Raw genomic sequence first — 22642 nt, 5'->3', positions numbered from 1 at the left:
TTCACATCTCCTGAATGCATAAAATACTAGACTAATTCTAGCACTAAGCATAAAGCTTGTCTATATGGGGGAAAGAGCCAGGGGTGGCAATTTTTTTAGCCTTTTTCCCTCATTTTCCCAGCCAGGGGAAGCAGAAGGCCGGCCAAAGCCAGGAGCCCCCTTAAAAAGGAAATTTTTAAGGGATATTCATTTAAGGCCAGATCGAAGCTGAAGTAGAAAAACACGATAATCCCCAGGTAAAAAAGGAACCCTGCGCGCGGCTTTTTCCTTGCCATGCCGTCCCACCTTCCCGACAGGTTATCCGATAATTAATATAGCACAATCCTTTCTGCCTGCGGCATAAAAAAATAGGATGGGAAGAACATTCTCCCATCCTGTTTTGTCTTCATTTATTCCTTGCGCGGCCGCAAGGTCGGGAACAGGATAACATCCCTTATGGAAGGCGAACCGGTCATGAGCATTACCAGCCGGTCAATCCCTATTCCCAGTCCCCCGGTAGGCGGCATGCCGTACTCCAGGGCATTGATGTAGTCTTCATCCATCATGTGGGCCTCATCATCGCCTTTGGCCCGTTTTTCCATCTGTTTAAGGAAGCGTTCCTTCTGGTCAATGGGGTCATTGAGCTCAGAGAACGCATTGGCAATCTCCCTGGCCATTATAAATACTTCAAAGCGGTCGGTAAATTCGGGATTTTCCCGGTTCCTCTTGGCCAGCGGCGATATCTCAACAGGATGCCCGTAGATGAAAGTGGGCTGGATAAGCTTATCTTCCACAAAAGCTTCAAACACTTCGTTGATTATTTCTCCGCGGGTAGCATTGGGCTCTACTTTGAGCTTAAGCTCTTCTGCCACTTTTCTGGCTTCTTCATCGGTTTTCACCTGGTTGAAATCTACCCCGGCATATTTCTGAATGGCCTCCAGCATGGTCATCCGGTTCCACGGAGGGGTAAAGTCTATCCTGTGCCCCTCAAACTCGGCTATCATGGTGCCGTTTACCTTGTACATGACGGTAGATATCAAATCTTCCGTCAGGTTCATCATGTCGGTATAGTCGGCATAGGCCTGGTAGAGTTCCAGCATGGTGAATTCCGGGTTGTGCTTGGTAGATATCCCTTCATTGCGGAAGTTGCGGTTAATCTCATATACCTTTTCCAGTCCGCCCACGATAAGGCGCTTTAAGTAAAGCTCGGGTGCTATGCGCAGGTAGAGCTGCATATCCAGGGCGTTGTGATAGGTTATGAAAGGCCTGGCGGCTGCTCCTCCCGCAATCGGATGCATCATGGGGGTTTCTACTTCCAAAAATCCCCGCTCATCCAGATAACGGCGGATTTCCTTTATTATCTGGCTCCGCTTTATAAATACCTCTTTTACTTCCGGGTTTACGATTAAATCCACATAGCGCTGGCGGTACCTCAGCTCCACATCTTTGAGCCCGTGCCACTTTTCCGGCAGGGGATTCAAAGACTTGGCCAGGTAAACAAATTCGCGCACATGGATGCTTATTTCCCCTTTTTTGGTGGTGAAAACTTCCCCTTCCACCCCGATGATGTCGCCAATGTCCATCTTTTTGAAAATCTCGTATTTTTCTTCCCCTACATCATCCTGGCGGAAGTAGAGCTGAATAACCCCGCTCATGTCCTGCAGGTTGGCAAAACCAGCCTTGCCGTGCAGCCTTTTGGACATGACGCGGCCGGCTATCTTTACCTTTTTCCCTTCGTAATCGCTGTAGTTATTCTTGATGAGAGAAGCCTGGGCATCCCGTTCAAAACGGAAGCCAAAAGGGTCAATCCCCAGGCTTCTTAACTCATTCAGCTTTTCCAATCTCACTTTCTTAAGTTCATTTATATCTTCTGTCTGTATTTCTCCCTGGTTTAATTCGTGTTCTGCCACACCCAACACATCCTTAATCCAATTTTTTATGACAGGGTATTATCTTTCCACATTAAGAATCTCATATTTTATGATGCCTGCCGGGGCTTCCACTTCCACGATATCCCCTTTTTTCTTGCCTATGATAGCCTTTCCTACCGGAGACTCATCGGAAATCTTGCCGTCCCTTATCTTGGATTCCACAGATGAAACAACGGTAACCGTAATCTCTCTTCCCCGCTCCACTTCCCGCAAAGTTACCCGGGAACCCAGGCTTACCACATCCACTGCCACATCGCTGTCTTCCATCAAGCGCGCATTTTTAAGGGTTTTTTCCAGGCTGGCAATCCTGCCTTCGATAAAAGCCTGTTCATTTTTGGCGTCTTCATATTCCGAGTTTTCAGATATATCTCCGAAAGCTATCGCCTGTTTTATCCTCTCGGCTACCTCTTCCCTTTTTACGGACTTGAGGTATTCCAGCTCATCTTCCAGCTTCTTTAAGCCTTCCTTGGTGAGTAAAACTTCTTTTCCCTCTGCCATCCAATCGCTCCCATCATTTAATAATTTATAAAAGCGAGTCTTGTTGCTCGCTTTTCCCCGCCATCACAATTTTGCTTTAATGTATTATATAAACCTCATCCCTGGCTGTCAAGAAACATATCCCACAAATCCATCCCCTCTCCCCAGTCCTTAATCAGGGTAAAAAGCTTGCCTTCTTTGTATTTTTCTCCCCCTTCCCTGTATATTCCTGCTTCCTTCAGGAAGCAGGCCTCCAGAACAGGTGCCAGGTTATGCATTTGCACCTGCCAGCCATTTTGCTGCATAAATTCTTTTGCCTCAGGAAGCAGCTGCAAACTGTAGTCATGGTACTCCAGGCGATGAATATCAGGTTTTTCCGCTATAAAGGGCGCGGAAGAACACCCGAAAAAGATTATAAGGTCCCCTGCCTGCCAGCTTTCCGGGTTGATATAGCTTGCTGAAAGGGTATAGCCTTTTTCATAGAAAAAACGGTAGGCCATAACCTCATCTTCCCGGGGGCACAGGCTCTGCAGGGAAAGAGGCAGGCTGTACTGCAAGAATTCCTCCACCAGTTCCGGAAAATGGTCGGTCCTGCCTACTATCACCAGCCGTTTTACCTCTTTCTGCGCAAGATACCTCTCGGTCATGGCCAGCGCAAGGGCCTTTATAAAATTATCCCCAAAGGTTAAAGCAAAATGTTTGGATAAATAAAGCAGATTATCCTTGAATCTCCTGTCAGCTGCCAGGATATTAAGCCCATATTCATTTATTATTTTTAGCGCCCTGGCCAGCGCTTCCTTTTTTTTGGGCAGGGATAAATTTTCAAAGTTGCCTTTTCCCAGGTTTAATTTTACAAAACATCCTTTTTTATCTACATAAGGAAGATAAAAAAGTTTTTCCAGGCGGGGAGAAAAAAAAAGGGGAGTCAGCCTGTTGAGCAGAAAACTGCTCCCGGCCAGCCCCTTTTTTTCCTTTTCCTCCAAACTGAAAAAGGCAAAATCCAGTCTAAACATCCAACCTCTCCAGATCTACTATCCCCGGTTTCAAATCCAATTCCTTTAACATAGCATGGTAGTCTTCCGGCGCAATCTGGTCCAGAGGCTTTTTCATCAAGGTTATCATCAGGGCCTCGATAACATTGGTGCCGAAAGACCTGCCTCCCATATCCGGCGTAGTGGTAATGACCTTGCTTATGCCCCGTTCTTTCAAAAGCTTCATGTCTTCCCGGGTAGTAGTATTGGTTATTATTATCTGCCCGTTGAGCTTTTCCGGCAGATAGCGGCGGATATAGTGAAAATCGCCGGCAATTATATCTGCTTTATAATAATATTTAGAGTACCTGGGAATTATGTCATCCTGTTTATCCCCGGTGGGATAAATTTTGTCAAAAGGCAGTTTTACGATAATAGGCGCCGCGATGCTCCCCACTATGCGCAGGGTTTTCAAAGAGTGCATGGGAATAGGCAGCCCGACGGTATAAATAAAATCCCCCAGGGTAAGCTTGGCCCCTACCTGTTCAAAGGCTTCCGCCATGCCAAAACGGTCGACAGCGCATACCATGAGCACATTCTTGCCCTTCAGGTCAACAATCCCCTTTTCGTGCACTTCCAGAATACACTTGCGCTCCAGGGTATTTTTAAGGCCGCTTCCATCCACCATGGGGGTTTTTTTGGCAGCTGCCACCAGCCTTTTGGCATCCCTTATCGTGTACCGCTTGCCGGCAATATAGACATAAAGGTCAATCCCTCCCATGCCGAAAGCGTCAACCTTGCCGTCATTCTCCTCAATAAGCCTTATCGCCTTTTCAAAATCCCCATCTGTGCCTATCCTCTCAATATGAAACTTTTCTCCCATAAAATCGGTTTCAAAAGCATGGTCGCGCTTGGACGAACCCAAACTGACGCTTAAAATATGCTTCATCCTGTTTTGCCTCCCGCTGTTTTTAGTTTTCCACCCTTCAGCGTTTAACCCCTTTGAGCATACGCAGAATCTTTTCTATTTCGGCTGGATTCACCCACTTGTCTTCGGTGATAGGTGATGTCCCTATCTCCAGGGATATTACCTGCTGGCCGGTCAAAATAGCTTCGATAAGCTTTATCCGCTCATCAGAACCTATGCATATAACCACATCAAAGGTCCGAAAGCGGGTAATAAGCTCCATGATTTCGTTTAGCAGCTCGCGGCCGCTTTTTTTCTGGATAAAATCCTGCCTTTCCTGTTCGGTCATCAGGAATATATAGTCAACGCCTTCTTTTTTAAGCAGTTCGGCAATCTCTTCCTTATTTTTGATGGGAAAGCCTACACAGGCAATGGACTGGCCTTTGCGCAGCTCCCCCAGCCCCTCGATGCGGGAAAGGAAAGTGCGGTCTATCCCTATCCTTTCCGCCACCTCCTGCTGCGACATGCCGCGCGAGCGCATAAGCAGAGCCTTGCGGATGGTCTTCTCGATCTTCTGCCAGCTTATTATCTTGTCCTGAATCCGGTAAAAATCCACCCCTTCACCTCCGTTTGCCCGGAATCAGGGACGGTTCTTCGGGATTTAAGAACTGTTCCTGTTTCTAAGAACCGTTCCTGTGCACAAAATTGTGCTCATCGTTTTTTGTGGTTATTTTACCACCTTAAAAAGCAGTTGGCAAGCAAAGCAAAAAAAGGGCCTTTTAGGCCCTTGCCAGAAGTGTGTCCAGGAATTTCAGCAGTTCCTCTTTTTCTGTAATGCGGTTTATCTCTTCCCTTATTCTGGCTGCCCCTTTCATCCCCTTCACATAACAGGCCAGGTGCTTTCTCATTTCGCGCACCGCCACCTCTTCCCCTTTGAAAAGGCAGGCCAGCTGCAGGTGCTTTTTGGCTGTTTCTATCTTTTCCTCCGGGGACGGGGGAGGGATTTTCTTCCCTTCTTCTATCAAGGCAACCGCTTCCCGGAATATAAAAGGATTGCCCAGTGCCCCCCTGGCGATCATGACCGCATCACAGCCGGTTTCCTCAAGCATCCGCTTCGCGTCTTCTGCCGTCCATATGTCGCCATTTCCGATCACCGGGACCGAAACATTTTTTTTAAGGGTCTTTATACTCTCCCAGTCAGCCCTGCCGGAGTAAAACTGCATCCGGGTGCGGGCATGCAGGGTTATCGCCTTTGCCCCTTCCTCCTCTGCTATGGCTGCCAGCTCAAGGTAGTTTATGCTGCTGTCATCCCAGCCTTTGCGCATCTTCACCGTTACCGGCACCTTAACCGCATTTACCACCGCCCTTATTATGCTGCGGGCCCGGGGAAGGTCAAGCATCAAGGCTGCCCCCTCCCGGTTTTTCACGATTTTGGGAGCCGGACACCCCATGTTTATGTCGATGATGTCGGCTCCCATCGCCTCCACTTTTTGCGCCGCCCTGACCATGGCTTCCGCTTCCGATCCGAAAATCTGCACTGCTATCGGCTTTTCTTCCCCGCTTATGTCTGCCAGCTTGAGGGTTTTTTCCTGTTCATGGATAAGCCCCATATCGCTTATCATTTCTGTAAAAACCAGGCCGCAGCCGAAAGATTTTATTATTATGCGGAAAGCCTTGTCTGTAAATCCGGCCAGCGGGGCTGACACGACCCGGTTTTTTATCTCTACATCGCCTATTCTAAGCATGATACCCCCTGTTAAGTTCATAGATTAGCCTTAACCCTTCCAGGGTCAAAAATTCATCTATAACATCAATCATGTCGGTTTCTCCGGCAATAACCCCGGCCAGCCCGCCGGTGGCTATAACTTTAGGATTCCCATCCATCTCCGCTTTCATCCGCTTTACAATCCCTTCTACCTGTCCGACAAAGCCGTAGATTATCCCGGCCTGCATGCTGGCCACCGTATTGCGGGCTATCACGCTTTTCGGCTTAACCAGCTCTACCCGGGGCAGCTTGGCAGCCCTGGCCACCAGGGCTTCCATGGATATCCTTATGCCCGGGGCAATAGCGCCGCCCAGGTATTCGGCCTTTTCGCTTACCGCACAGAAGGTGGTGGCAGTCCCAAAATCTATTATGATAAGCGGCCCTCCATATTTGTGAAAAGCGGCCACCGCGTTTACTACCCGGTCGGCTCCCACTTCCCGCGGATTTTCATATTTTATGGCCAGTCCGGTCTTTATCCCCGGTTCCACTACCAGAGGCTTGCAGGAAAAATACTTGCGGCACATGGTTTCCATCTCCAGCATCAGGGTGGGAACCACCGAAGAAATGACTACCGCGCTCACTCCGCTCATCTTGAGGTGGCTGTGTTCAAAAAGAGCCATGATAAGCATGCCGTATTCATCAGCCGTGCGCAGGGTATCCGTCCTGAGCCTCCAGTGGGTTATCAGTTTTTCTCCTTCATAAACCCCGATCACCATATTGGTATTGCCGATATCAAAGACTAATATCATATAAAGCCCCCCTCTAGTCTTGCCAGCATTTTATCCCTCCCGCCGTTCTGGCAGCGTAAACCGCCCTTAAAACGGCACGGGAAAGGACTTCTCCCGCCAGATAGCCAGCTACATTAATATCCGCTTCCATTTGCCCGGTCGCCAGGGCAAATACCGTATCCCCGTCACAGTAGGTATGCACCGGGCTTATGACCCTGGCCAGCCCATTGTGAGCCATCCCTGCCATCTTGGTAAGCTGGGCCTTGCTAAACCTGCCGTTGCAGGCTACCACAGCGATGGTGGTGTTGGTATAAAAATTTTCCGGTGCCAGGACATCCATCCCGCTCAAATCCTGAAAAGCTTTTCTGGTACCAATTATTTTACCATCATCATCCCGTACGCCGGCAACTATTTTCCCCGTTTCCGGGTCTACAACATCGCCAAAGGCATTTACCGCCACAATTGCCCCTACGGTAAATCCGCTGCTCAAGGTTATGGAAAAGGTTCCCAAGCCCCCTTTGGTGGCATGATTATAGCCGCGCAGCTTGCCTACCGTTGCCCCTGCCCCGGCCCCATAGTTGCCTTCCCTGACTTCTTTTCCTGCCCGGCAGCAGGCCAGATAGCCCATTTCCCGATCCGGCCTCTTTTTGGGATTTCCCACCCCCAGGTCGTAAAGGACGGCAGCCGGCACAATGGGTACTACCCCACCTGCTGTCCTGTGCCCTATTCCCTGTTCCTCCAGGTAATCCATGACCCCGCAGGCTGCATCAAGGCCAAAGGCGCTCCCTCCTGCCAAAACTACCGCATGCACCTTTTCCACCATATTAAGGGGTGACAAAAGGTCGGTCTCCCTGGTTCCCGGCCCCCCTCCCCGCACATCAACCCCGCAGACAGCTCCTTCCCTGCCGGTCAGGATGACTGTACAGCCGGTAAGGGCATCCATATCCTCCACCGAACCAACCGTAATCCCATCAACATCCGTAATGGACGGCATCCTCTTCCCTCCCCGGAATAAAGTTTTAAAGGGGGATTTTCTCCCCCTTTTTGTGCTCACCCTTCTATATTATTAAATTCTCGCTTCAGGTCCAATCTCCTGCTCAGCTCAACAGCCAAAAAGGCTGCTATTACCACTTTCAGCAGGTCAAAGCCTATAAAAGGCAAAAAGCCCAGTTTAAGCACCTGCATCACATCCGCCGCCTTGCCCAGGTAAAAGTTGAGGACCAGATACATATAGGGAAGTCCGATAAGATAAAGGATAATTACCGCTATAATGCCAGCTCCCAGAAAATTGGCCAGGTTAGCCTTCCTTACAAGCCGGGACTGGACATAGGCCGCCAGCGGAAAAGCCAGGATAAATCCGAAGCTGGGCATAAGCACATATCCTGGCCCCCCATAAGGAGGGGATGAAAAAACCGGTATGCCGATAAGCCCCAGAAACAGGTAGGCCAGCATGCTCAAGAAAGCCCCCCGGGGGCTTAAAACGCAGGCAGCCAGCAGCATGACAAGCGGCTGCAGGCTGAAAGGTATCACCACCACCGGCTGCAAGGTCCTCACAACAATCGTCACCACACACATAAGGGCAGTAAAAAGGGATGCCATAACCAGCTCCCGCGTTGACATGGTCATATCCAGGCCTCCTTTTTGTTAACATGATTCGTTATAAAGGTTAACAAAAAATTTTATTTATGTCAACAGCCTGAAACAGTTGAAACAGGATGAAACAGGATGAAACAGGGGACGGTTCTCTGTTTCACTTTAGTGAAACAGAGAACCGTCCCCTGTTTCATCCTGTTTCATCCTGTTTCAATTTAAATAAGGTTGAAGCTTATGTCGAGGCTGGAGGCGGAGTGGGTCAGGGCGCCGGAGGATATGAAGTCAACACCGGTTGCGGCTATTTCCCGGATATTGTCTTCATTGATGCCGCCGGAAGCTTCCAGGAGGGCTTTTCCTTTGGCCATTGCAACCGCCTTTTTCATCATATCCAGGCTCATGTTGTCAAGGAGGATGATATCAGCCCCTGCCTCAAGAGCCTCCGCAAGCTGCTCCAGGTTTTCCACCTCTACTTCTATTTTTATGGTATGGGGAACTTTGTCCCGTATCTTTTCCACTGCCGAACGGATGCCGCCGGCTGCCTTTATGTGGTTATCTTTTATCATCACCCCATCATACAGGCCGAAGCGGTGATTGCGTCCTCCGCCCACCGATACGGCATATTTCTCCAAAAATCTCAATCCCGGGGTGGTTTTGCGGGTATCTACCAGCACAGCCGGATAAGGCTTGACAAGCTGGGCCATGCGGTAGGTCTTGCTGGCTATGCCGGACATCCTCTGCAGGAAATTTAGGGCCAGCCTTTCCCCCATCAAAAGGCTGCGGGTCCGTCCCCGCACCCGCGCAATGACTTCCCCTTTTTTAAGAAGGTCCCCATCCTGCTTTAAAGCCTCAAAAGCTATGCTCCCATCCAGGTAAGCGAAAACAGCCCTGGCCACTTCAATCCCGGCCAGAACGCCTTCCTGTTTGGCAATGAATTCACCGCAGGATTGATGTTCATGAGGAATCAGGTTTTCGGTAGTTATGTCCCCATGCCCTATATCTTCCTCAAGGGCCCTCTTTATCAAGTCGTTAAGCCACAAGCTTTCCAAATCCCTTCCTCCTACTCTTTCAGCAGTTTACAAAACTGGTATGCTTAAGCCATTTCACATCATCCCGCTCCGGATAGTCGGTGCGGTAGTGGCCGCCCCGGCTTTCCTTGCGCCACAGGGAAGCCAGTATGACTATATGGGCAACGGTCAGCATATTAATAACTTCATAATATTCGATGATATTATCCCCTCTGGTGAGGCTGCGGTACAGTTCATCCACCCTGCGGTGGGCCTCTTTTAACCCTTTCTCGTTCCTTATTATCCCTACTTTTTCCCACATGACATCCTGCAGGATTTTTCTGGCCTTATAAGGCTCAATCCCTCTTCTGGACGGCCTGAAAACCAGATCCTCCCGGCAGCCTTCCGTTATTTCCCCTATATGTATCTGCCGCCTGTACATAATTTCCTCGGCATTGTCAACTATCCTCTGCCCGAAAACAATCCCTTCCAGAAGGGAGTTGCTGGCCAGCCGGTTGGCTCCGTGCACCCCGGTGCAGGCCGCTTCCCCGCAGGCATAAAGCCCATATATCCCGGTTTGCCCCCCGGTATCGGTAAGTATGCCGCCCATGGTATAATGGGCAGCCGGGGAAACCGGCACCCGCTCCCGGGTAAGGTCAATGCCCCTTTCTTTTACCGTGCGGTAGATGTTGGGGAAGCGCTCTTTTACGCCAGGTATAAAGCGCATATCAAGATATACATAGTCAGTCCCTTCCTGCATCATCTCGCTCAATATGGCCCGGGAAACCACATCCCGCGGAGCCAGGTCTTTCAGGGGGTGGTATTTTTCCATAAAGGCTTCCCCTTTATGGTTAAAGAGAATTCCCCCTTCTCCCCTTACCGCCTCTGATATGAGGAAGCGCTGGGTATCGTGGCTGAACAGCACGGTAGGATGAAACTGGATAAACTCCAGGTCAGACAGGCTGCAGCCGGCTCTGAAAGCGGCCGCCATCCCGTCTCCGGTAGCTACCGGGGGGTTGGTAGTATATTTGTAAAGCTGTCCGGCCCCGCCGGTGGCTATTATAACCGCCCGGGCCGCGTATACAAAATCTTTTCCCTCTTTCAGGTCATGTACCAGAGCCCCGTAGGCTTCCCTTTTTTCAGTATCGGCAAGAATATCGATGAGAAAAACATTTTCCCTTATATTTATGTCCGCATTTTCTTCACACCGCTTTACCAGTGCCCTTCTTATCTCTTCACCGGTCGCATCTGCCGCGTGAAGAATGCGGGGCTTGCTGTGAGCTCCCTCCCGGGTCAGGGAAATGGCGCCGTCTTTCATGTCAAAGGTGGCTCCCATTTCTATGAGCTCTCTTACCCGCAAAGGCCCCTCCCTGACCAGCACATCGACCGCTTCGATGTTGCAGAGGCCGGCTCCTGCCTGCAGGGTATCCTCTAAATGCAAAAAAGGGGAATCTTCTTCATGCACTGCAGCTGCAATCCCCCCCTGCGCCAAACCGGTATTAGATTCATCCAGGCTGGTCTTTACAAGTACGGTTACCTCTCCGTAGCGGGAAGCTTTCAAAGCGGTAAAAAGCCCGGCTATCCCGCCGCCGATCACCAGAAAGTCCGTTTTAATAACGGGTGTATTTTTGTCCCATCTTCCTATATATCTTGATATCTCCATAATCCACCTTTTATCCTATGGCAATCATTTTTTCCAGGGCGTGATAAGCCTTCTTCCGTATATCTTCCGGCACCTCAACCTCATACTGCATTTTTTCAAGGGCCAAAGCCAGTTTTTCCAGGGTTATCATCTTCATGTCCGCACAGGTGAATTCATTCCTTGCCAGGTAAAACTTTTTATCCGGGCAGTGCTTCTTTAAGGTGTATAAAAATCCTTCCTCGGTGCCGATTATGAATTCTTTTTTATCGCTTTCCCTTACATATTTCAGTATGCCGGCTGTTGAACGCACGGCATCAGCCCTGGCGGTAACTTCCGGCGGGCATTCCGGATGCACCACTATTTCTGCTTCCGGATGCAGTTTTTTCTGCTCTTCTATCTCTTTTAAGGTTACCACATCATGTACCGGACAGCAACCTTCCCAAAGGATAAGCTCCCTTCCCGTCTGGCGGGAAACAAAAGCCCCCAGGTTGCGGTCGGGGACAAATATGATATCCTTTCCTTCCGGTATCGATTTTACCACTTCCACTGCATTGGAAGATGTGCAGCAGATATCGCTTTCTGCCTTGACTTCTGCTGAAGAATTTACATAACACACTACAAACGGATCATTATATAAAGCCTTTTTCTCCCGCAATTTCTCAGCGGTTACCATGTCTGCCATGGGGCAGCCTGCTTTGACTTCGGGAATGAGTACGGTTTTTTCAGGATTCAATATCTTGGCACTTTCTGCCATAAAGTGGACTCCGCAGCACACTATCACCCTGGCCTCCGTTTCGGCCGCTTTGCGGGCCAGCTGCAGGGAATCCCCCACGAAATCCGCACATTCCTGTATTTCTGGAAGCTGATAGTAGTGAGCCAGGATAAGTGCTCCCAATTCTTTTTTTCTCTCGGCTATATATCTTGTAAGATCACCTGACATCAAGTTTTTTCCTCCTATTCATAGCTCCCCAGACATACTTTTTCTATCTGGTTCTTTTCATTTACATAAACCAGTTTAGGCTTGTAGTCGCGGCATTCCCGGTCATCAACCACCGCATAGGTGAGGATGATTATTATATCCCCCTTCTGCACCAGCCGGGCTGCCGCTCCATTCAGGCATATAGTGCCTGATCCCCGTTCCCCTTCTATAACATAAGTTTCAAAACGGGCCCCATTATTATTATTTACTACCGCCACTTTTTCATTAGGCAGTATATCAGCTGCTTCCATCAAAATCGGATCTATCGTTATGCTGCCTACATAGTTGAGGTCAGCATCGGTTACTACTGCCCGATGAATCTTGGATTTCAGCATATAGCGATACATTTCTAACCTACACCTCCACCAACAGGTTGTCGATAAGCCTGGTCTTCCCTATCTTTACGGCCAGAGCCAGAAGAACCCTGCCTTCCACCTTCTCAATAGATGATAAGTCATCTGCCCTTGCTATTTCAATGTAATCTATTACCGCATAAGGAACAGTTTTTATCATCTTTTCCATTTCCTGCTTTATAAGGCTTACATTCCTCTCCCCGGCTGCTATGAGGCTTTCGGCATGCTTCAGCGCCTTATAAAGGACAAGGGCATCCTGCCGCTCCTTTTCATTCAGGTAAACATTGCGCGAACTCATAGCCAGCCCATCTTCTTCCCGTATTATGGGAACCCTTACTATCTTGATGGGAAAATTAAGCTCCCTTACCATCTTTTCAATAATCGTCACCTGCTGGGCATCTTTCTGCCCAAAAAAGGCATAGTCAGGAAGACAGATATTGAAAAGCTTGCTTACTACCGTGGTTACTCCCTTAAAATGCCCGGGGCGGGAAGCCCCGCACATCTTGGAGGTTATTTCCCCTTCCACTTCTACATAGGTGCTGTACCCTTCAGGGTACATTTCCCCGACGGAAGGATGGAAAACAAAATCGACTTCCTCCTCCAGAAGCAGTTTTAAATCCCGTTCCAGATCCCGGGGATAGATGTCAAAATCTTCCCCCCGTCCAAACTGGATAGGGTTTACAAAAATGCTTACGATAACCAGGTCGCACATGGCCCTGGCCTTTCTTACCAGAGCCATGTGGCCTTCATGCAGATAACCCATGGTAGGAACCAATCCGATTACCTTGCCTTCTTTTTTATAGTTTAAGCTCAAGGTCTGCATTTCACTTGCTCTTTCTATTACCCTCATACCTTTTCCCCATCTATTTAATATAGTTTTTCTAAAACATCATCATTCATGCTGAAACTGTGTTCTTCTCCCGGAAAAACTCCCGCTTGTACCTCTTCTTTATATGCCCTGAGAGCTTCTGCTATTATCGGCTCCAGATTAGCATATTTTTTCACAAACTTGGGTATATGTCCTTTAAACATGCCTAAAAGGTCATTTATGACCAGAACCTGTCCATCACAATAAGGGCCAGCTCCTATCCCTATGGTAGGAACCGAAACTTCTTCGGTAATCTTTTTGGCCAGGGGTGTGGGAACACATTCCAGGACTATGGAAAATACCCCTGCCTCTTCCAGGGCTTTGGCATCAGCAATCAATTTTTTGGCCGTTTCCAGGTCTTTCCCCTGTACCTTAAACCCTCCCAGCTGGTTAACCGACTGGGGAGTAAGCCCTATATGCCCCATTACCGGAATCTGCGCATCAAGAATAGCCTTTATCGTATCTACCCTTTCCTTTCCTCCCTCCAGTTTGACCGCATGCGCTCCTGCCTCCTGAATAAACCGTCCTGCATTGCGCACCGCTTCCTCACGGGAAATGTGATAGGAAAGGAAAGGCATATCCCCTACTACCATGGCATTTTTAACCGCCCGGGTAACTGCCCGGGTATGATGAAGTATATCCTCCATGGTAACCGCCAGGGTGTTCTCATATCCCAAAACTACCATCCCCAGCGAATCTCCTACCAGTATCATATCAATGCCTGCCTCATCCACCATAGCTGCCGTTGCATAATCATAGGCAGTAAGCATGGTTATCTTTTCTCCGCTCGCTTTCCTGGCCTTCAAGGTAGAAGTCGTTATCCTTGCCATACTTATCCGCTCCTTTTCGCTATGCTGTCTCTATAAAGGCAGCACAGCCCCTATCCTGTCGATACCGCGCGCATAAGCTCTTTTCTGAAAAGGTTCTGGAATTCCACAAGGATTTTTTCATCAATAGTTCCCTTTTCCAGCGCAATTTCTGCGGTAAAAAACCCCAGCCAGCTGTAGAGCTTCATGAGTTCGTGAGGCAAAGCCTTCTCCATACAGCTGAGATGGCGCAGGATAGTAGAAACATCTCCCCTGGCAATCGGCCCGGTAAGGGCTTTGGGAATGCCTATTTTTTCAATATTGTGAATGGTCCCGTTTATAAGGGGCATCAACGCTTTTACCGCCATATTTTTTGGTATGCCGGTCGTTTCCAGAAGCTTTACCCCAAAATCAACCAGGGTAACCAGATAGTTGGACACTACACAGGCTCCCGCATGATAGAGAGGTTTGGCCTCCCTGCTTATGAAGAAATACTCGCCGTCCATGGTTTCCACGATATCGACCGCCACATCATAGGCATCCTTATCCCCTTCTATACTGAAAACCGAACCAGGTAAAACCTCAATCGCCCGGTCAGGACTGGCAAATGACTGGATGGGATGGATAGATAAAACCTTGGCTCCAAAAGGTTTAGCCCGATCCAGGATTTCCGAAGATTGTGCCCCGCTCATGTGGATTACAACCTGCTCTTCATAAAAAGCCCGGTTGTCAGCCAAACGGTCAACTACCCCTTTTATAGCCGAATCAGAGGTAGTTATAAAAAGGATATCTGCCAGCTGTGAAACTTCTTCCGGAGAAGTTAGGGCAATACAGCCAGTCCTCTCCACCAGCTGCCATGTAGCTTCAGGCTTTATGTCATAAACGCCTGTAACCTCATAGCCCTGCTGGCTCAAGACTGCTCCCACTGCTGTCCCTACTACTCCCGCTCCAATAATGCCGATCGTTTTGCGCATAAATTACCCCCCCTGATGGCAAAACAGGCTCCTCTGTTTTGCGCCTCATCACCGTCTTGTTTTTTCTAAAATACAAGCGGAATACCTGAAACCAATGCTAGATAGCGGGAGAATCATCCAGTTTTTTTATCGTTTCTTTTTTGCCGCCCTCTAAAGCTTTAGCCAACACCTCCCCGATAGTTGCCCCATCATCAGGAAAAACCAAATCCGGCCTTATTTCGTTAAGGGGCACCAGGACAAACAACCTCTCACGCATGTAGGGATGAGGAACTTTAAGCTCCTCTAAATCCATCACTTCCTCTCCGTAGAGGAGAATATCAATATCTATATTCCGAGGGCCCCACTTCTCCTTGCGTTCCCGGCCCATGTTGATTTCTATCGCCTGCAGTTCCCTTAAAAGCTCAAGTGGGGGAATATCAGTCTCTATCTCCACTACCCCGTTTAAAAACTCATCCTGGTCTTCTTTTCCCCACGGCGGTGTTACATAAAATGAAGATATCCTTACAATCTCTACTCCTTCTATATCCTTTATGTTTTTGATAGCCGTTTTTAAATTTGCCTTTTTATCCCCTAAATTGGTCCCTATCCCTAGCAAGACTCTTTTTTTCATATTATAAACGCTTCCTTTGATTTAGCATATAGATTTATTTTAATAAAAAATATTTTTTAACTGCATATTTTTTTCAGAAAATTTACTCTAACCTTTTTCCCGGTAAATCTGCACTGCAAAATAGTCAAATTCACCATCTACCGGGGCATCCGGCTTATAAACCGTGACCTCAACGGCAGCAAGCGGGAAGTTTTCCAGCACCTCATCAGCCACCTTCTGGGCTAAGGCTTCAATCAGGTCAAAAGACTTCCCCTCTACAATCCCTTTTACTATCTGGTAAACTTCCGCATAGCTCACGGTCTTTTTAAGGTCGTCTTCCCTTCCCGCCTCTTTCAAATCCTTGTACATCACCAGATCCAGCCTGAAGGTCTGGGGATTAACCTTTTCCTCCGGGAGGACTCCATGACAGGCCTTAAAAGTCAGGCCTTTGGCAATTATCCTATCCATTTTCCCGCACCACCGCATCGGTCATCATCGCCACCCGTTTGGTAGCTTTTACATCATGCACCCTTAAAATATCAGCTCCATTCATGATGCCGATGGCAGCTACCGCCAGGCTTCCTTCCAGCCTTTCACTTACCTCCAGATTAAGGGTATGTCCGATGAATGACTTGCGGGAGGCCCCCAGAAGGATCGGCAGCCCCAGGCTTTTGAACTCCCAAAGCCTTTTTACTATAAGCCGGTTCTGTTCCACGGTTTTTCCAAATCCTATCCCTGGATCTATTATCAGCTTTTCTCTTTTTAACCCTCTTTCTTCTGCCTGTTTTATGGATTCCTTAAGTTCCTGGATTATGTCGGAAATCAGGTCTTCGTAAGGCTCGCCGCTCCTGAACTGCATCCGGTTGTGCATGATGATGGCTGGCGCATTGTACTCAGCCAGGACGGGAAGCAGGTCAGGATCCATCTGAAACCTGCCAATATCATTTATAATATGGGCTCCCAAATCCAGGCAGGCTTTAGCCACTTTTCCCCGGAAGGTATCTACTGATATGATGAGGTCTTCCTTGGCCAGTTCCTTTAAAACCGGCAAAACCCGCTTCATTTCTTCTTCTTCCGAGGCTATCTCTGCATTAGGCCTGGAAGAAGCCCCTCCTATATCTATGATGTCAGCCCCTTCCTCTTTCATTTCCAAAGCCCTTTTTACCGCTTTGGCCGGGTCAATATACTTCCCTCCATCGGAAAAAGAATCCGGGGTAACATTAAGTATTCCCATTATAAGGGTACGGTGTCCCAGTTCCAGTTTTTTTCCGCCGTGCAGTTCGATGGTAAAACTCGTCTTATCTACTCCCTGCAGAATAGCCTCTATCTCTTCTGCCAGCTCTTTAAGTCCAAAAGGCTGCACTTTTAGTTTTTTAATAAGCAGCCGGTACTGTTTAAGGGTGCCCATAAGGAGTACATCCGTATGTCCTACGGAAGATAAGGCATCCCTTTTTACTGCCGCCTCCCCGCCTTTGGAGAGCATTTCCTGCTTGATGATGTTAGCCGAGCGGCAGGGGATATTTTTAAGCTTTATACAGCGGAAAACCGCCTTGGGCTCCATATAGGCATATCCTGCCTGGTCTACCCCTATTTCTTCCATAAACCTTCTGGCTTCTTCGCGGTCTTTGATCAATACAGCACGATGTCCCTGCAAGTCTATTACTCCTTTTCTATATTTTTACTTCGTCATAATATATTAATATTCGAAAGTAGTCACCGTAATCTCTTTGTTCTTCACTTTTGGACATGCCAGGCGGTGTTCGCATTTCACGCATACCCGGGAAAGATTGTCGGCCCTGTGGATCCTCTCGCCCAGGAAACTCATATCCCGGCTTATATTGCGGTGTTCATACACAGCCTGACATACTATATCAACCTCATGCGGGTTAAAGAAAACCCTGGGCAGTATTTCCCTGGCTATCCGGGCTCCGATAGACGCATGCTCGGCACCTGCCTCATATTCCTTCCATTTGGCTATATCGTGCAAAAGCCCGGCTGCATATATTACTTCCTTGGCTGCCAGTTTCCCGGTAAGGCCAGCTTCCTTCACAAAATAGTTGAGGTCATTATGTTCCAGAACCAGTATATAAGCTATACGGGCCACATCGATGTGGTGATGAATGTCATGCTTGCAAAACTGCGGTTCTATTTCCAGTTCCGCATTGCGCTGCATGTGCTGGTTAAACAGAGGATCATTAAGCAGTAGTTCTATACGTCTCAATATATCCACCCCGTAATAAAATTTTTAACACCTTGAAAAAAGGGTATTATATTATATTAAACCACTTCGGTAAAAATCCTTCCCCTTAACAATTTTTTATTTCCCCATCGGTTATAAATTTATGCATCTTAAATCTTGATATCTTTAGCCAACAGCCGGGCTTTTGGCCCGGCTGTATATTTTAGAAAATCCATTTGTCAAGTTCTCTTGCATAATCTATAATCTCTTCGTCCTTGAAAAACAGGCTTATTTCCCTCCTGGCTGATTCGGGGGAGTCAGATCCGTGTATTATATTCTGCGACATCGTTACCCCGAAATCTCCCCTGATAGTCCCTGGAGCAGCTTCTTTGGGGTTAGTTTTGCCCATCATGGTGCGCATACCGGCAATGGCGCCATCCCCTTCCACCACCATGGCTACTGCGGGCCCTGAAGTAATAAAAGCCAGCAGTTCAGGAAAAAAGGGCTTTTCTATATGTTCAGCATAATGCTTCCTGGCCAGCTCTTCATCAATCTTGAGCATCTTGAGAGCGGCGATTTTGTAACCTTTTTTCTCAATGCGGGAGATTACTTCCCCTACCAGTCCCCTTTGCACTCCGTCAGGTTTTACCATGATGAAGGTCCTTTCCATTGTCTCCTTCTACTCCTCCTCTTTTCATCTTTATTGCCAGCAGCGCTGGTCCCGCATTTTTAATAAGCAGCAGCCAGCGCTAAACCTTTTATTCTTCCCTTTCTTCAAAAGCCTTTTCCCCTTCCCCGGGGTCTTCGTCTTCGCCGCGTATGATTCTTTCAAATTCTTCTGCTTCCATAGTCTCTACTTCCATCAATTTATTGGCTACCTTGTGCAGTTTGTCCATATGCTCTCTAAGGATATTTTCGGCCTTCCTGTAGCAGCTTTCCATTATGGCGCTGGCTTCCTTATCAATAGCATAGGCAATGGCATCCGAATAGTTGCGGTGCTGGGATATATCGCGCCCCAGGAAAACCTCCTCGCTCTTCTGCCCAAAAGTTAAAGGCCCCAGCTCTTCTGACATTCCATACTCGGTAATCATTTTTCTCACTATACTGCTGGCCCGTTCCAGGTCATTCTGGGCTCCGGTGCTTATATCCTCAAGAACCAGCTGTTCCGCCACCCTTCCTCCCAGGAGGGTAGCCACCTCATCCAGCAGATATGATTTGGTAATATAGTTGCGGTCTTCCTCCGGCAAAAGAAGGGTATAGCCTCCCGCCCTTCCCCGGGGTATTATGGAGATCTTGTGCAGTTTATCCGTATTGGGCAGGAAATAGCTTACCAGGGCATGTCCTGCTTCATGATAGGCCACCAGCTTTTTCTCCTTTTCCGAAATTACCCGGGTTTTCTTTTCCGGCCCGGCTATTACCCGTTCAATAGCTTCTTCCAGCTCCTCCATGCCGATTTTGTTCTTGTTGTTGCGGGCAGCCAGCAGGGCTGCCTCATTTACCATATTAGCCAGGTCAGCCCCGGTAAACCCGGGAGTCCTCTTGGCCAGAACCTCCAGGTTAACATCTTCAGCCAGGGGTTTATTTCTGACATGCACCTTGAGTATGGCTTCCCTGGCTTTTACATCCGGACGGTCAATGAGGATATGCCGGTCAAAGCGCCCGGGCCTTAAGAGGGCCGGGTCCAGTATATCCGGGCGGTTGGTGGCTGCCATAACGATGATGCCTTCATTGGTGCTGAAGCCGTCCATCTCAACCAGGAGCTGGTTCAAGGTCTGTTCCCTTTCATCATGTCCTCCCCCCAGTCCTGCTCCCCTCTGACGGCCTACCGCATCTATCTCATCTATAAAAACTATACAGGGAGAATTCTTTTTGGCCTGTTCAAAAAGATCCCGCACCCTGGCTGCTCCTACCCCGACAAACATTTCCACAAAGTCTGAACCGCTTATGGAAAAGAAAGGAACACCCGCTTCCCCGGCTACCGCCTTGGCCATCAAGGTCTTTCCGGTACCCGGAGCTCCAAAAAGCAGTACCCCTTTCGGTATTTTAGCCCCCATACGGGTAAACTTCTGCGGATTCTTAAGAAATTCCACCACTTCCTGCAGTTCCTCTTTGGCTTCGTCAGCGCCGGCCACATCATTAAAGGTAACTTTTACCTCTTCGCTGGTAAGCATCCGGGCCCGGCTGCGGCCAAACTGCATAACCCGGCTTCCCCCGCCCTGGGTCTGATTCATGATAAAGATGAGAAATCCTATCAATATTATGATGGGAAGAATGGTTCCCAGAAGCGACATCCACCAGGGAGGAGGAGGCACCTCGTCACTGTCATAATCCACCTTCTTTTCCAGAAGGAGCGGAACTATGCCGCTTTCCTTGGAGGTGGTGGCTGTAAACTTGGTCCCGTCCTTCAAGGTGCCGGAAATTTTATATATATTGTCATCTATTTCCACTTTGGCCTTGGCTACCTTTTCCTCCTGCACCAGCTTTATAAATTCCACTTCGGTCAGTTCTTTGGCCTGCTGTTCCGGTGCCGGATACATCTTCATGGCAAAAAGGGCTAATAAAACTATTAGCACATATATTGCTATATTCTTGAGGGCCTTATCCAAAATATTTCCTCCCCTTTACAAACAATATAAATTTCCGTCATATTTTAGCATAACGGCTTTTCCTTTGCAATTTTTTTAATTTATTAACTATTCTTCTCATTTTCCGCGTTTTTTTATAACTAGCACTTTCTGGGTATCCTGATTTACTGCTGCTTCTTCGGCTACTCTCATACCTAGTATAGCATAAATTTTTTCTCCTGCAGCCAAAAGGGGAATTTTATCCCGCCTGGAAAGGGGAATTTTTTCATCAATAAAAAAATCCTTGATTTTCTTGCTCCCTTTAAGCCCCGCCGGCCTGAAAACATCCCCGGGCTTGCGGCTGCGGATAAAAAGCGGGAATTTAAGCCGTCCATAGTCAAGATAGGCTACCGCCCCTTCCTTATCCATGCGCTCTATATCCGCAACTTCGAAGACATACACCTCATCAAGCTCGGGAATATAAATTTCGCCGGGGATTTTGACCTGATAGGCATAGGCTGCCTTCTCTTCTTCCCGGGTGCTTATTATCAATTCCTGATAGGCTTTATTGGCCTTTACCCCCCCTGCCAGGTGTATAATCCGGGAAGAGCCGGTTTTTTGAAGCAGGTTAAGGACATCTTCCACCTCTTTTAGATTAATATCCCCTTCTTTTCCTCCTCTTACCTCCTTTAGAGCCTTGATTACCAGCCGGTGCTGGTAGGCAGGGTGCAAAAGGGTAAGGGATGGGACATCCAGCACCAGCTTTCCCTCTTCCCGGGAACGCAAAACCTTTTCCCAGTATTTTTCAGCCTCCAGCTCCAGCACTTCATTTTCCATGCGCGCTATGCCGGCCAGCTGGCACAGGCTTTCTACCAGCCGGGGATTGAATTCCCTTTTAAGATAGGGTATAAGTTCATTTCTTATCCGGTTGCGCAGGTAAACCGGTTCATAATTGCTCATATCGATACAGTAAGGTATCCCCCGCATGTCCAGATATTCCTCAATTTCCCTGCGCGTAACCACAAGCAGGGGCCTTATCAAATCGCCGTTTACCGGCATAATTCCCCTAAGGCCCTTTATACCGGTTCCCCTTATGATATGGTGGAGGACGGTTTCTGCCAGATCATCCTGGTGGTGGGCAGTAGCTATACGGTGGGCTCCCAGCTCTTCCTTTAACTCCCGGAAAAACCGGTACCTCTCTTCTCTCCCCGCTTCTTCCAGGGTTTTCCCTTCCCTTCTGGCAGCTTCTTTGATGTTCACTTTCCGCACATAACAGGGAATCCCCCGCTGGCTGCAGTAATCCTCCACAAAAGCGGCTTCTCCATCCGCCTCTTCCCTCAAGCCGTGGTTTAAATGGGCAGCTATAACGGTAAACCCCATTTTATCCTCCAGCTCTTTGAGGAGCGCAAGGAGCGCCATGGAATCAGGCCCCCCGGAAAGGGCAAGGATTACCTTGTCGTTCGGGGAAATCATGCTCTCTTTTTTTATAAAGTTTTCCACCTTTTTTATCATGGTTACCGCCACCGCTAAAATTTTTATATTTCTACACTGCCGCTATAATTTATTATCAGAATTCTCCAAAAAATGTCTGTGGCTTATTGTAATATTTGGCCTGCTTTCTATAATTATTATTAGACAGCTTTTTTTAGGGAGGATGGCCAATGATTATTTCCTCTTCTGAATTCAAAAATAATATAGGCAAATACCTGGCCCTGGTCCAAACAGAAGATATAATCATCACCAGGAACGGCAAACCGGTAGCCCGCCTGGTCGCTGAAAAAGATGACAAGGTAGCCCTGGCCAAATCACTTATAGGCATCCTGCCAGCAACAGTAAAAAAAGAAGACTCCAGAGAGGAGAAGTCCAGGAAGCATGAAGGTAATGCTTGATACTAATATAATCCTTGACATTCTGGGCCAGAGGGAACCTTTCGCAGCTCCGGCCATTAAAATAATGTTGCTGGCTGCGGAAAACAAAATCCAGGCTTATATAACCTCTAACATGGTAACTGATATCTATTATATCGCCCGCCGCCACTATATGCCAGAGCCCCAGATACGGGACACCATTTACAAACTGCTGCAAATCGTATACGCGGTAAATGTAGATCATCGCGACTGTTTGAAAGCCCTTAAGCTTCCTCTGCCGGATTATGAAGACGCCCTTTTGGCACTGTGTGCCAGAAAAATAGAAGCAGACTTCATAATTACCCGCAATGCCAAACACTTTAACAATTCTCCAGTACCCGCCATAACTCCCGGTGAATTCATAAATAAAATCTTTCCGGATTAATATTTTTAACAAAACGGCTGGCATAAAGCCAGCTTACATAA

26 protein-coding genes are annotated in these 22642 nt (G+C 48.1%); 2 read left to right on the top strand and 24 right to left on the bottom strand.

Going from position 1 to position 22642, the window contains the following annotated elements; genetic code table 11:
• Positions 1-95 precede the first annotated feature (95 nt).
• The 24 genes from ACZ42E_RS00390 to tilS all read right to left on the bottom strand — a co-directional run bounded on the left by ACZ42E_RS00390 (position 96) and on the right by tilS (position 21821).
• Entirely contained in the window at positions 96-275 is a 180-nt protein-coding gene (locus tag ACZ42E_RS00390) for a hypothetical protein (protein WP_464892497.1), read from the bottom strand.
• A gap of 114 nt (positions 276-389) precedes the next feature.
• Positions 390-1889, bottom strand: a complete 1500-nt coding sequence (gene lysS / locus ACZ42E_RS00385) for a lysine--tRNA ligase (RefSeq protein WP_464892496.1) — start codon at positions 1887-1889, stop codon at positions 390-392.
• 39 nt (positions 1890-1928) lie between these two features.
• Positions 1929-2408, bottom strand: a complete 480-nt coding sequence (gene greA / locus ACZ42E_RS00380; protein WP_464892495.1) for a transcription elongation factor GreA — start codon at positions 2406-2408, stop codon at positions 1929-1931.
• Between the two features lie 95 nt (positions 2409-2503).
• Entirely contained in the window at positions 2504-3400 is an 897-nt protein-coding gene (locus ACZ42E_RS00375) for a hypothetical protein (RefSeq protein ID WP_464892494.1), read from the bottom strand.
• Positions 3393-4307, bottom strand: coding sequence for a quinate 5-dehydrogenase (locus tag ACZ42E_RS00370; RefSeq protein ID WP_464892493.1), 915 nt, complete (start codon positions 4305-4307; stop codon positions 3393-3395). Before ACZ42E_RS00370 ends, ACZ42E_RS00375 begins: the two co-directional genes overlap by 8 nt.
• Positions 4308-4344: 37 nt before the next feature.
• On the bottom strand, positions 4345-4881 hold the full coding sequence (locus ACZ42E_RS00365) for a helix-turn-helix domain-containing protein (RefSeq protein WP_464892492.1): 537 nt from the start codon (positions 4879-4881) through the stop codon (positions 4345-4347).
• Positions 4882-5044: 163 nt separating this feature from the next.
• Positions 5045-6010, bottom strand: coding sequence for a tRNA dihydrouridine synthase DusB (gene dusB, locus ACZ42E_RS00360; protein ID WP_464892491.1), 966 nt, complete (start codon positions 6008-6010; stop codon positions 5045-5047).
• On the bottom strand, positions 6003-6779 hold the full coding sequence (locus tag ACZ42E_RS00355) for a type III pantothenate kinase (protein ID WP_464892490.1): 777 nt from the start codon (positions 6777-6779) through the stop codon (positions 6003-6005). Before ACZ42E_RS00355 ends, dusB begins: the two co-directional genes overlap by 8 nt.
• A 13-nt stretch (positions 6780-6792) precedes the next feature.
• Positions 6793-7752 (bottom strand): P1 family peptidase, encoded by a 960-nt coding sequence (locus ACZ42E_RS00350; RefSeq protein ID WP_464892489.1) that lies wholly within the window; start codon positions 7750-7752, stop codon positions 6793-6795.
• 56 nt (positions 7753-7808) lie between these two features.
• Positions 7809-8384 (bottom strand): biotin transporter BioY, encoded by a 576-nt coding sequence (locus tag ACZ42E_RS00345; protein ID WP_464892488.1) that lies wholly within the window; start codon positions 8382-8384, stop codon positions 7809-7811.
• 182 nt (positions 8385-8566) lie between these two features.
• Positions 8567-9397: a carboxylating nicotinate-nucleotide diphosphorylase gene (nadC, locus tag ACZ42E_RS00340; protein ID WP_464892487.1), complete on the bottom strand. Its 831-nt coding sequence runs from the start codon at positions 9395-9397 to the stop codon at positions 8567-8569.
• Positions 9398-9416: 19 nt separating this feature from the next.
• Complete coding sequence (gene nadB / locus ACZ42E_RS00335; protein WP_464892486.1) at positions 9417-11018, bottom strand: L-aspartate oxidase; 1602 nt, start codon at positions 11016-11018, stop codon at positions 9417-9419.
• 10 nt (positions 11019-11028) lie between these two features.
• Complete coding sequence (nadA, locus tag ACZ42E_RS00330; RefSeq protein ID WP_464892485.1) at positions 11029-11937, bottom strand: quinolinate synthase NadA; 909 nt, start codon at positions 11935-11937, stop codon at positions 11029-11031.
• 14 nt (positions 11938-11951) lie between these two features.
• Entirely contained in the window at positions 11952-12323 is a 372-nt protein-coding gene (gene panD / locus ACZ42E_RS00325) for an aspartate 1-decarboxylase (RefSeq protein WP_464892484.1), read from the bottom strand.
• A gap of 7 nt (positions 12324-12330) precedes the next feature.
• The gene (gene panC, locus ACZ42E_RS00320; RefSeq protein WP_464892483.1) at positions 12331-13179 is read right to left on the bottom strand and encodes a pantoate--beta-alanine ligase; all 849 of its coding nucleotides are present in this window, start codon (positions 13177-13179) and stop codon (positions 12331-12333) included.
• Between the two features lie 17 nt (positions 13180-13196).
• A complete protein-coding gene (gene panB, locus ACZ42E_RS00315) occupies positions 13197-14027 on the bottom strand; it encodes a 3-methyl-2-oxobutanoate hydroxymethyltransferase (protein ID WP_464892482.1) in 831 nt (276 codons plus the stop codon).
• 50 nt (positions 14028-14077) lie between these two features.
• Positions 14078-14977: a Rossmann-like and DUF2520 domain-containing protein gene (locus ACZ42E_RS00310; RefSeq protein ID WP_464892481.1), complete on the bottom strand. Its 900-nt coding sequence runs from the start codon at positions 14975-14977 to the stop codon at positions 14078-14080.
• 97 nt (positions 14978-15074) lie between these two features.
• Positions 15075-15587 carry a 2-amino-4-hydroxy-6-hydroxymethyldihydropteridine diphosphokinase gene (folK, locus tag ACZ42E_RS00305; RefSeq protein ID WP_464892480.1) on the bottom strand — a complete coding sequence of 171 codons (513 nt, stop codon included), beginning with the start codon at positions 15585-15587 and terminating at the stop codon, positions 15075-15077.
• An 87-nt stretch (positions 15588-15674) separates the two neighbouring features.
• A complete protein-coding gene (gene folB, locus ACZ42E_RS00300; protein ID WP_464892479.1) occupies positions 15675-16034 on the bottom strand; it encodes a dihydroneopterin aldolase in 360 nt (119 codons plus the stop codon).
• Complete coding sequence (folP, locus tag ACZ42E_RS00295; protein WP_464892478.1) at positions 16027-17220, bottom strand: dihydropteroate synthase; 1194 nt, start codon at positions 17218-17220, stop codon at positions 16027-16029. The genes folB and folP overlap by 8 nt, the downstream gene beginning before the upstream one ends.
• A 42-nt stretch (positions 17221-17262) precedes the next feature.
• A complete protein-coding gene (locus tag ACZ42E_RS00290; protein ID WP_464892477.1) occupies positions 17263-17796 on the bottom strand; it encodes an HD domain-containing protein in 534 nt (177 codons plus the stop codon).
• A gap of 172 nt (positions 17797-17968) precedes the next feature.
• Positions 17969-18415 (bottom strand): nucleoside-diphosphate kinase, encoded by a 447-nt coding sequence (gene ndk, locus ACZ42E_RS00285; protein WP_464892476.1) that lies wholly within the window; start codon positions 18413-18415, stop codon positions 17969-17971.
• Between the two features lie 88 nt (positions 18416-18503).
• Positions 18504-20351 carry an ATP-dependent zinc metalloprotease FtsH gene (gene ftsH, locus ACZ42E_RS00280; RefSeq protein ID WP_464892475.1) on the bottom strand — a complete coding sequence of 616 codons (1848 nt, stop codon included), beginning with the start codon at positions 20349-20351 and terminating at the stop codon, positions 18504-18506.
• 96 nt (positions 20352-20447) lie between these two features.
• A complete protein-coding gene (tilS, locus tag ACZ42E_RS00275) occupies positions 20448-21821 on the bottom strand; it encodes a tRNA lysidine(34) synthetase TilS (RefSeq protein WP_464892474.1) in 1374 nt (457 codons plus the stop codon).
• Between the two features lie 149 nt (positions 21822-21970).
• Between tilS and ACZ42E_RS00270 the strand changes: the two genes are divergently transcribed.
• A complete protein-coding gene (locus ACZ42E_RS00270) occupies positions 21971-22198 on the top strand; it encodes a type II toxin-antitoxin system Phd/YefM family antitoxin (protein ID WP_464892473.1) in 228 nt (75 codons plus the stop codon).
• Complete coding sequence (locus ACZ42E_RS00265; protein WP_464892472.1) at positions 22182-22601, top strand: PIN domain-containing protein; 420 nt, start codon at positions 22182-22184, stop codon at positions 22599-22601. Before ACZ42E_RS00270 ends, ACZ42E_RS00265 begins: the two co-directional genes overlap by 17 nt.
• Positions 22602-22642 lie beyond the last annotated feature (41 nt).

This window comes from Thermosyntropha tengcongensis (genome assembly GCF_055381335.1).
Note: the sequence above shows the minus strand (reverse complement) of the source record. Positions and strands in the feature narration are given on the sequence as shown.

Excerpts from the sequence above, each read along its gene's own strand:
- ACZ42E_RS00390 (WP_464892497.1), bottom strand. The coding sequence starts at position 275 with ATGGCAAGGAAAAAGCCGCGCGCAGGGTTCCTTTTTTACCTGGGGATT.
- greA (WP_464892495.1), bottom strand. The coding sequence starts at position 2,408 with ATGGCAGAGGGAAAAGAAGTTTTACTCACCAAGGAAGGCTTAAAGAAG.
- ACZ42E_RS00375 (WP_464892494.1), bottom strand. The coding sequence starts at position 3,400 with ATGTTTAGACTGGATTTTGCCTTTTTCAGTTTGGAGGAAAAGGAAAAA.
- ACZ42E_RS00370 (WP_464892493.1), bottom strand. The coding sequence starts at position 4,307 with ATGAAGCATATTTTAAGCGTCAGTTTGGGTTCGTCCAAGCGCGACCAT.
- dusB (WP_464892491.1), bottom strand. The coding sequence starts at position 6,010 with ATGCTTAGAATAGGCGATGTAGAGATAAAAAACCGGGTCGTGTCAGCC.
- ACZ42E_RS00355 (WP_464892490.1), bottom strand. The coding sequence starts at position 6,779 with ATGATATTAGTCTTTGATATCGGCAATACCAATATGGTGATCGGGGTT.
- ACZ42E_RS00350 (WP_464892489.1), bottom strand. The coding sequence starts at position 7,752 with ATGCCGTCCATTACGGATGTTGATGGGATTACGGTTGGTTCGGTGGAG.
- ACZ42E_RS00345 (WP_464892488.1), bottom strand. The coding sequence starts at position 8,384 with ATGACCATGTCAACGCGGGAGCTGGTTATGGCATCCCTTTTTACTGCC.
- nadB (WP_464892486.1), bottom strand. The coding sequence starts at position 11,018 with ATGGAGATATCAAGATATATAGGAAGATGGGACAAAAATACACCCGTT.
- nadA (WP_464892485.1), bottom strand. The coding sequence starts at position 11,937 with ATGTCAGGTGATCTTACAAGATATATAGCCGAGAGAAAAAAAGAATTG.
- panD (WP_464892484.1), bottom strand. The coding sequence starts at position 12,323 with ATGTATCGCTATATGCTGAAATCCAAGATTCATCGGGCAGTAGTAACC.
- panC (WP_464892483.1), bottom strand. The coding sequence starts at position 13,179 with ATGAGGGTAATAGAAAGAGCAAGTGAAATGCAGACCTTGAGCTTAAAC.
- panB (WP_464892482.1), bottom strand. The coding sequence starts at position 14,027 with ATGGCAAGGATAACGACTTCTACCTTGAAGGCCAGGAAAGCGAGCGGA.
- ACZ42E_RS00310 (WP_464892481.1), bottom strand. The coding sequence starts at position 14,977 with ATGCGCAAAACGATCGGCATTATTGGAGCGGGAGTAGTAGGGACAGCA.
- folK (WP_464892480.1), bottom strand. The coding sequence starts at position 15,587 with ATGAAAAAAAGAGTCTTGCTAGGGATAGGGACCAATTTAGGGGATAAA.
- folB (WP_464892479.1), bottom strand. The coding sequence starts at position 16,034 with ATGGATAGGATAATTGCCAAAGGCCTGACTTTTAAGGCCTGTCATGGA.
- ndk (WP_464892476.1), bottom strand. The coding sequence starts at position 18,415 with ATGGAAAGGACCTTCATCATGGTAAAACCTGACGGAGTGCAAAGGGGA.
- tilS (WP_464892474.1), bottom strand. The coding sequence starts at position 21,821 with ATGATAAAAAAGGTGGAAAACTTTATAAAAAAAGAGAGCATGATTTCC.
- ACZ42E_RS00270 (WP_464892473.1), top strand. The coding sequence starts at position 21,971 with ATGATTATTTCCTCTTCTGAATTCAAAAATAATATAGGCAAATACCTG.
- ACZ42E_RS00265 (WP_464892472.1), top strand. The coding sequence starts at position 22,182 with ATGAAGGTAATGCTTGATACTAATATAATCCTTGACATTCTGGGCCAG.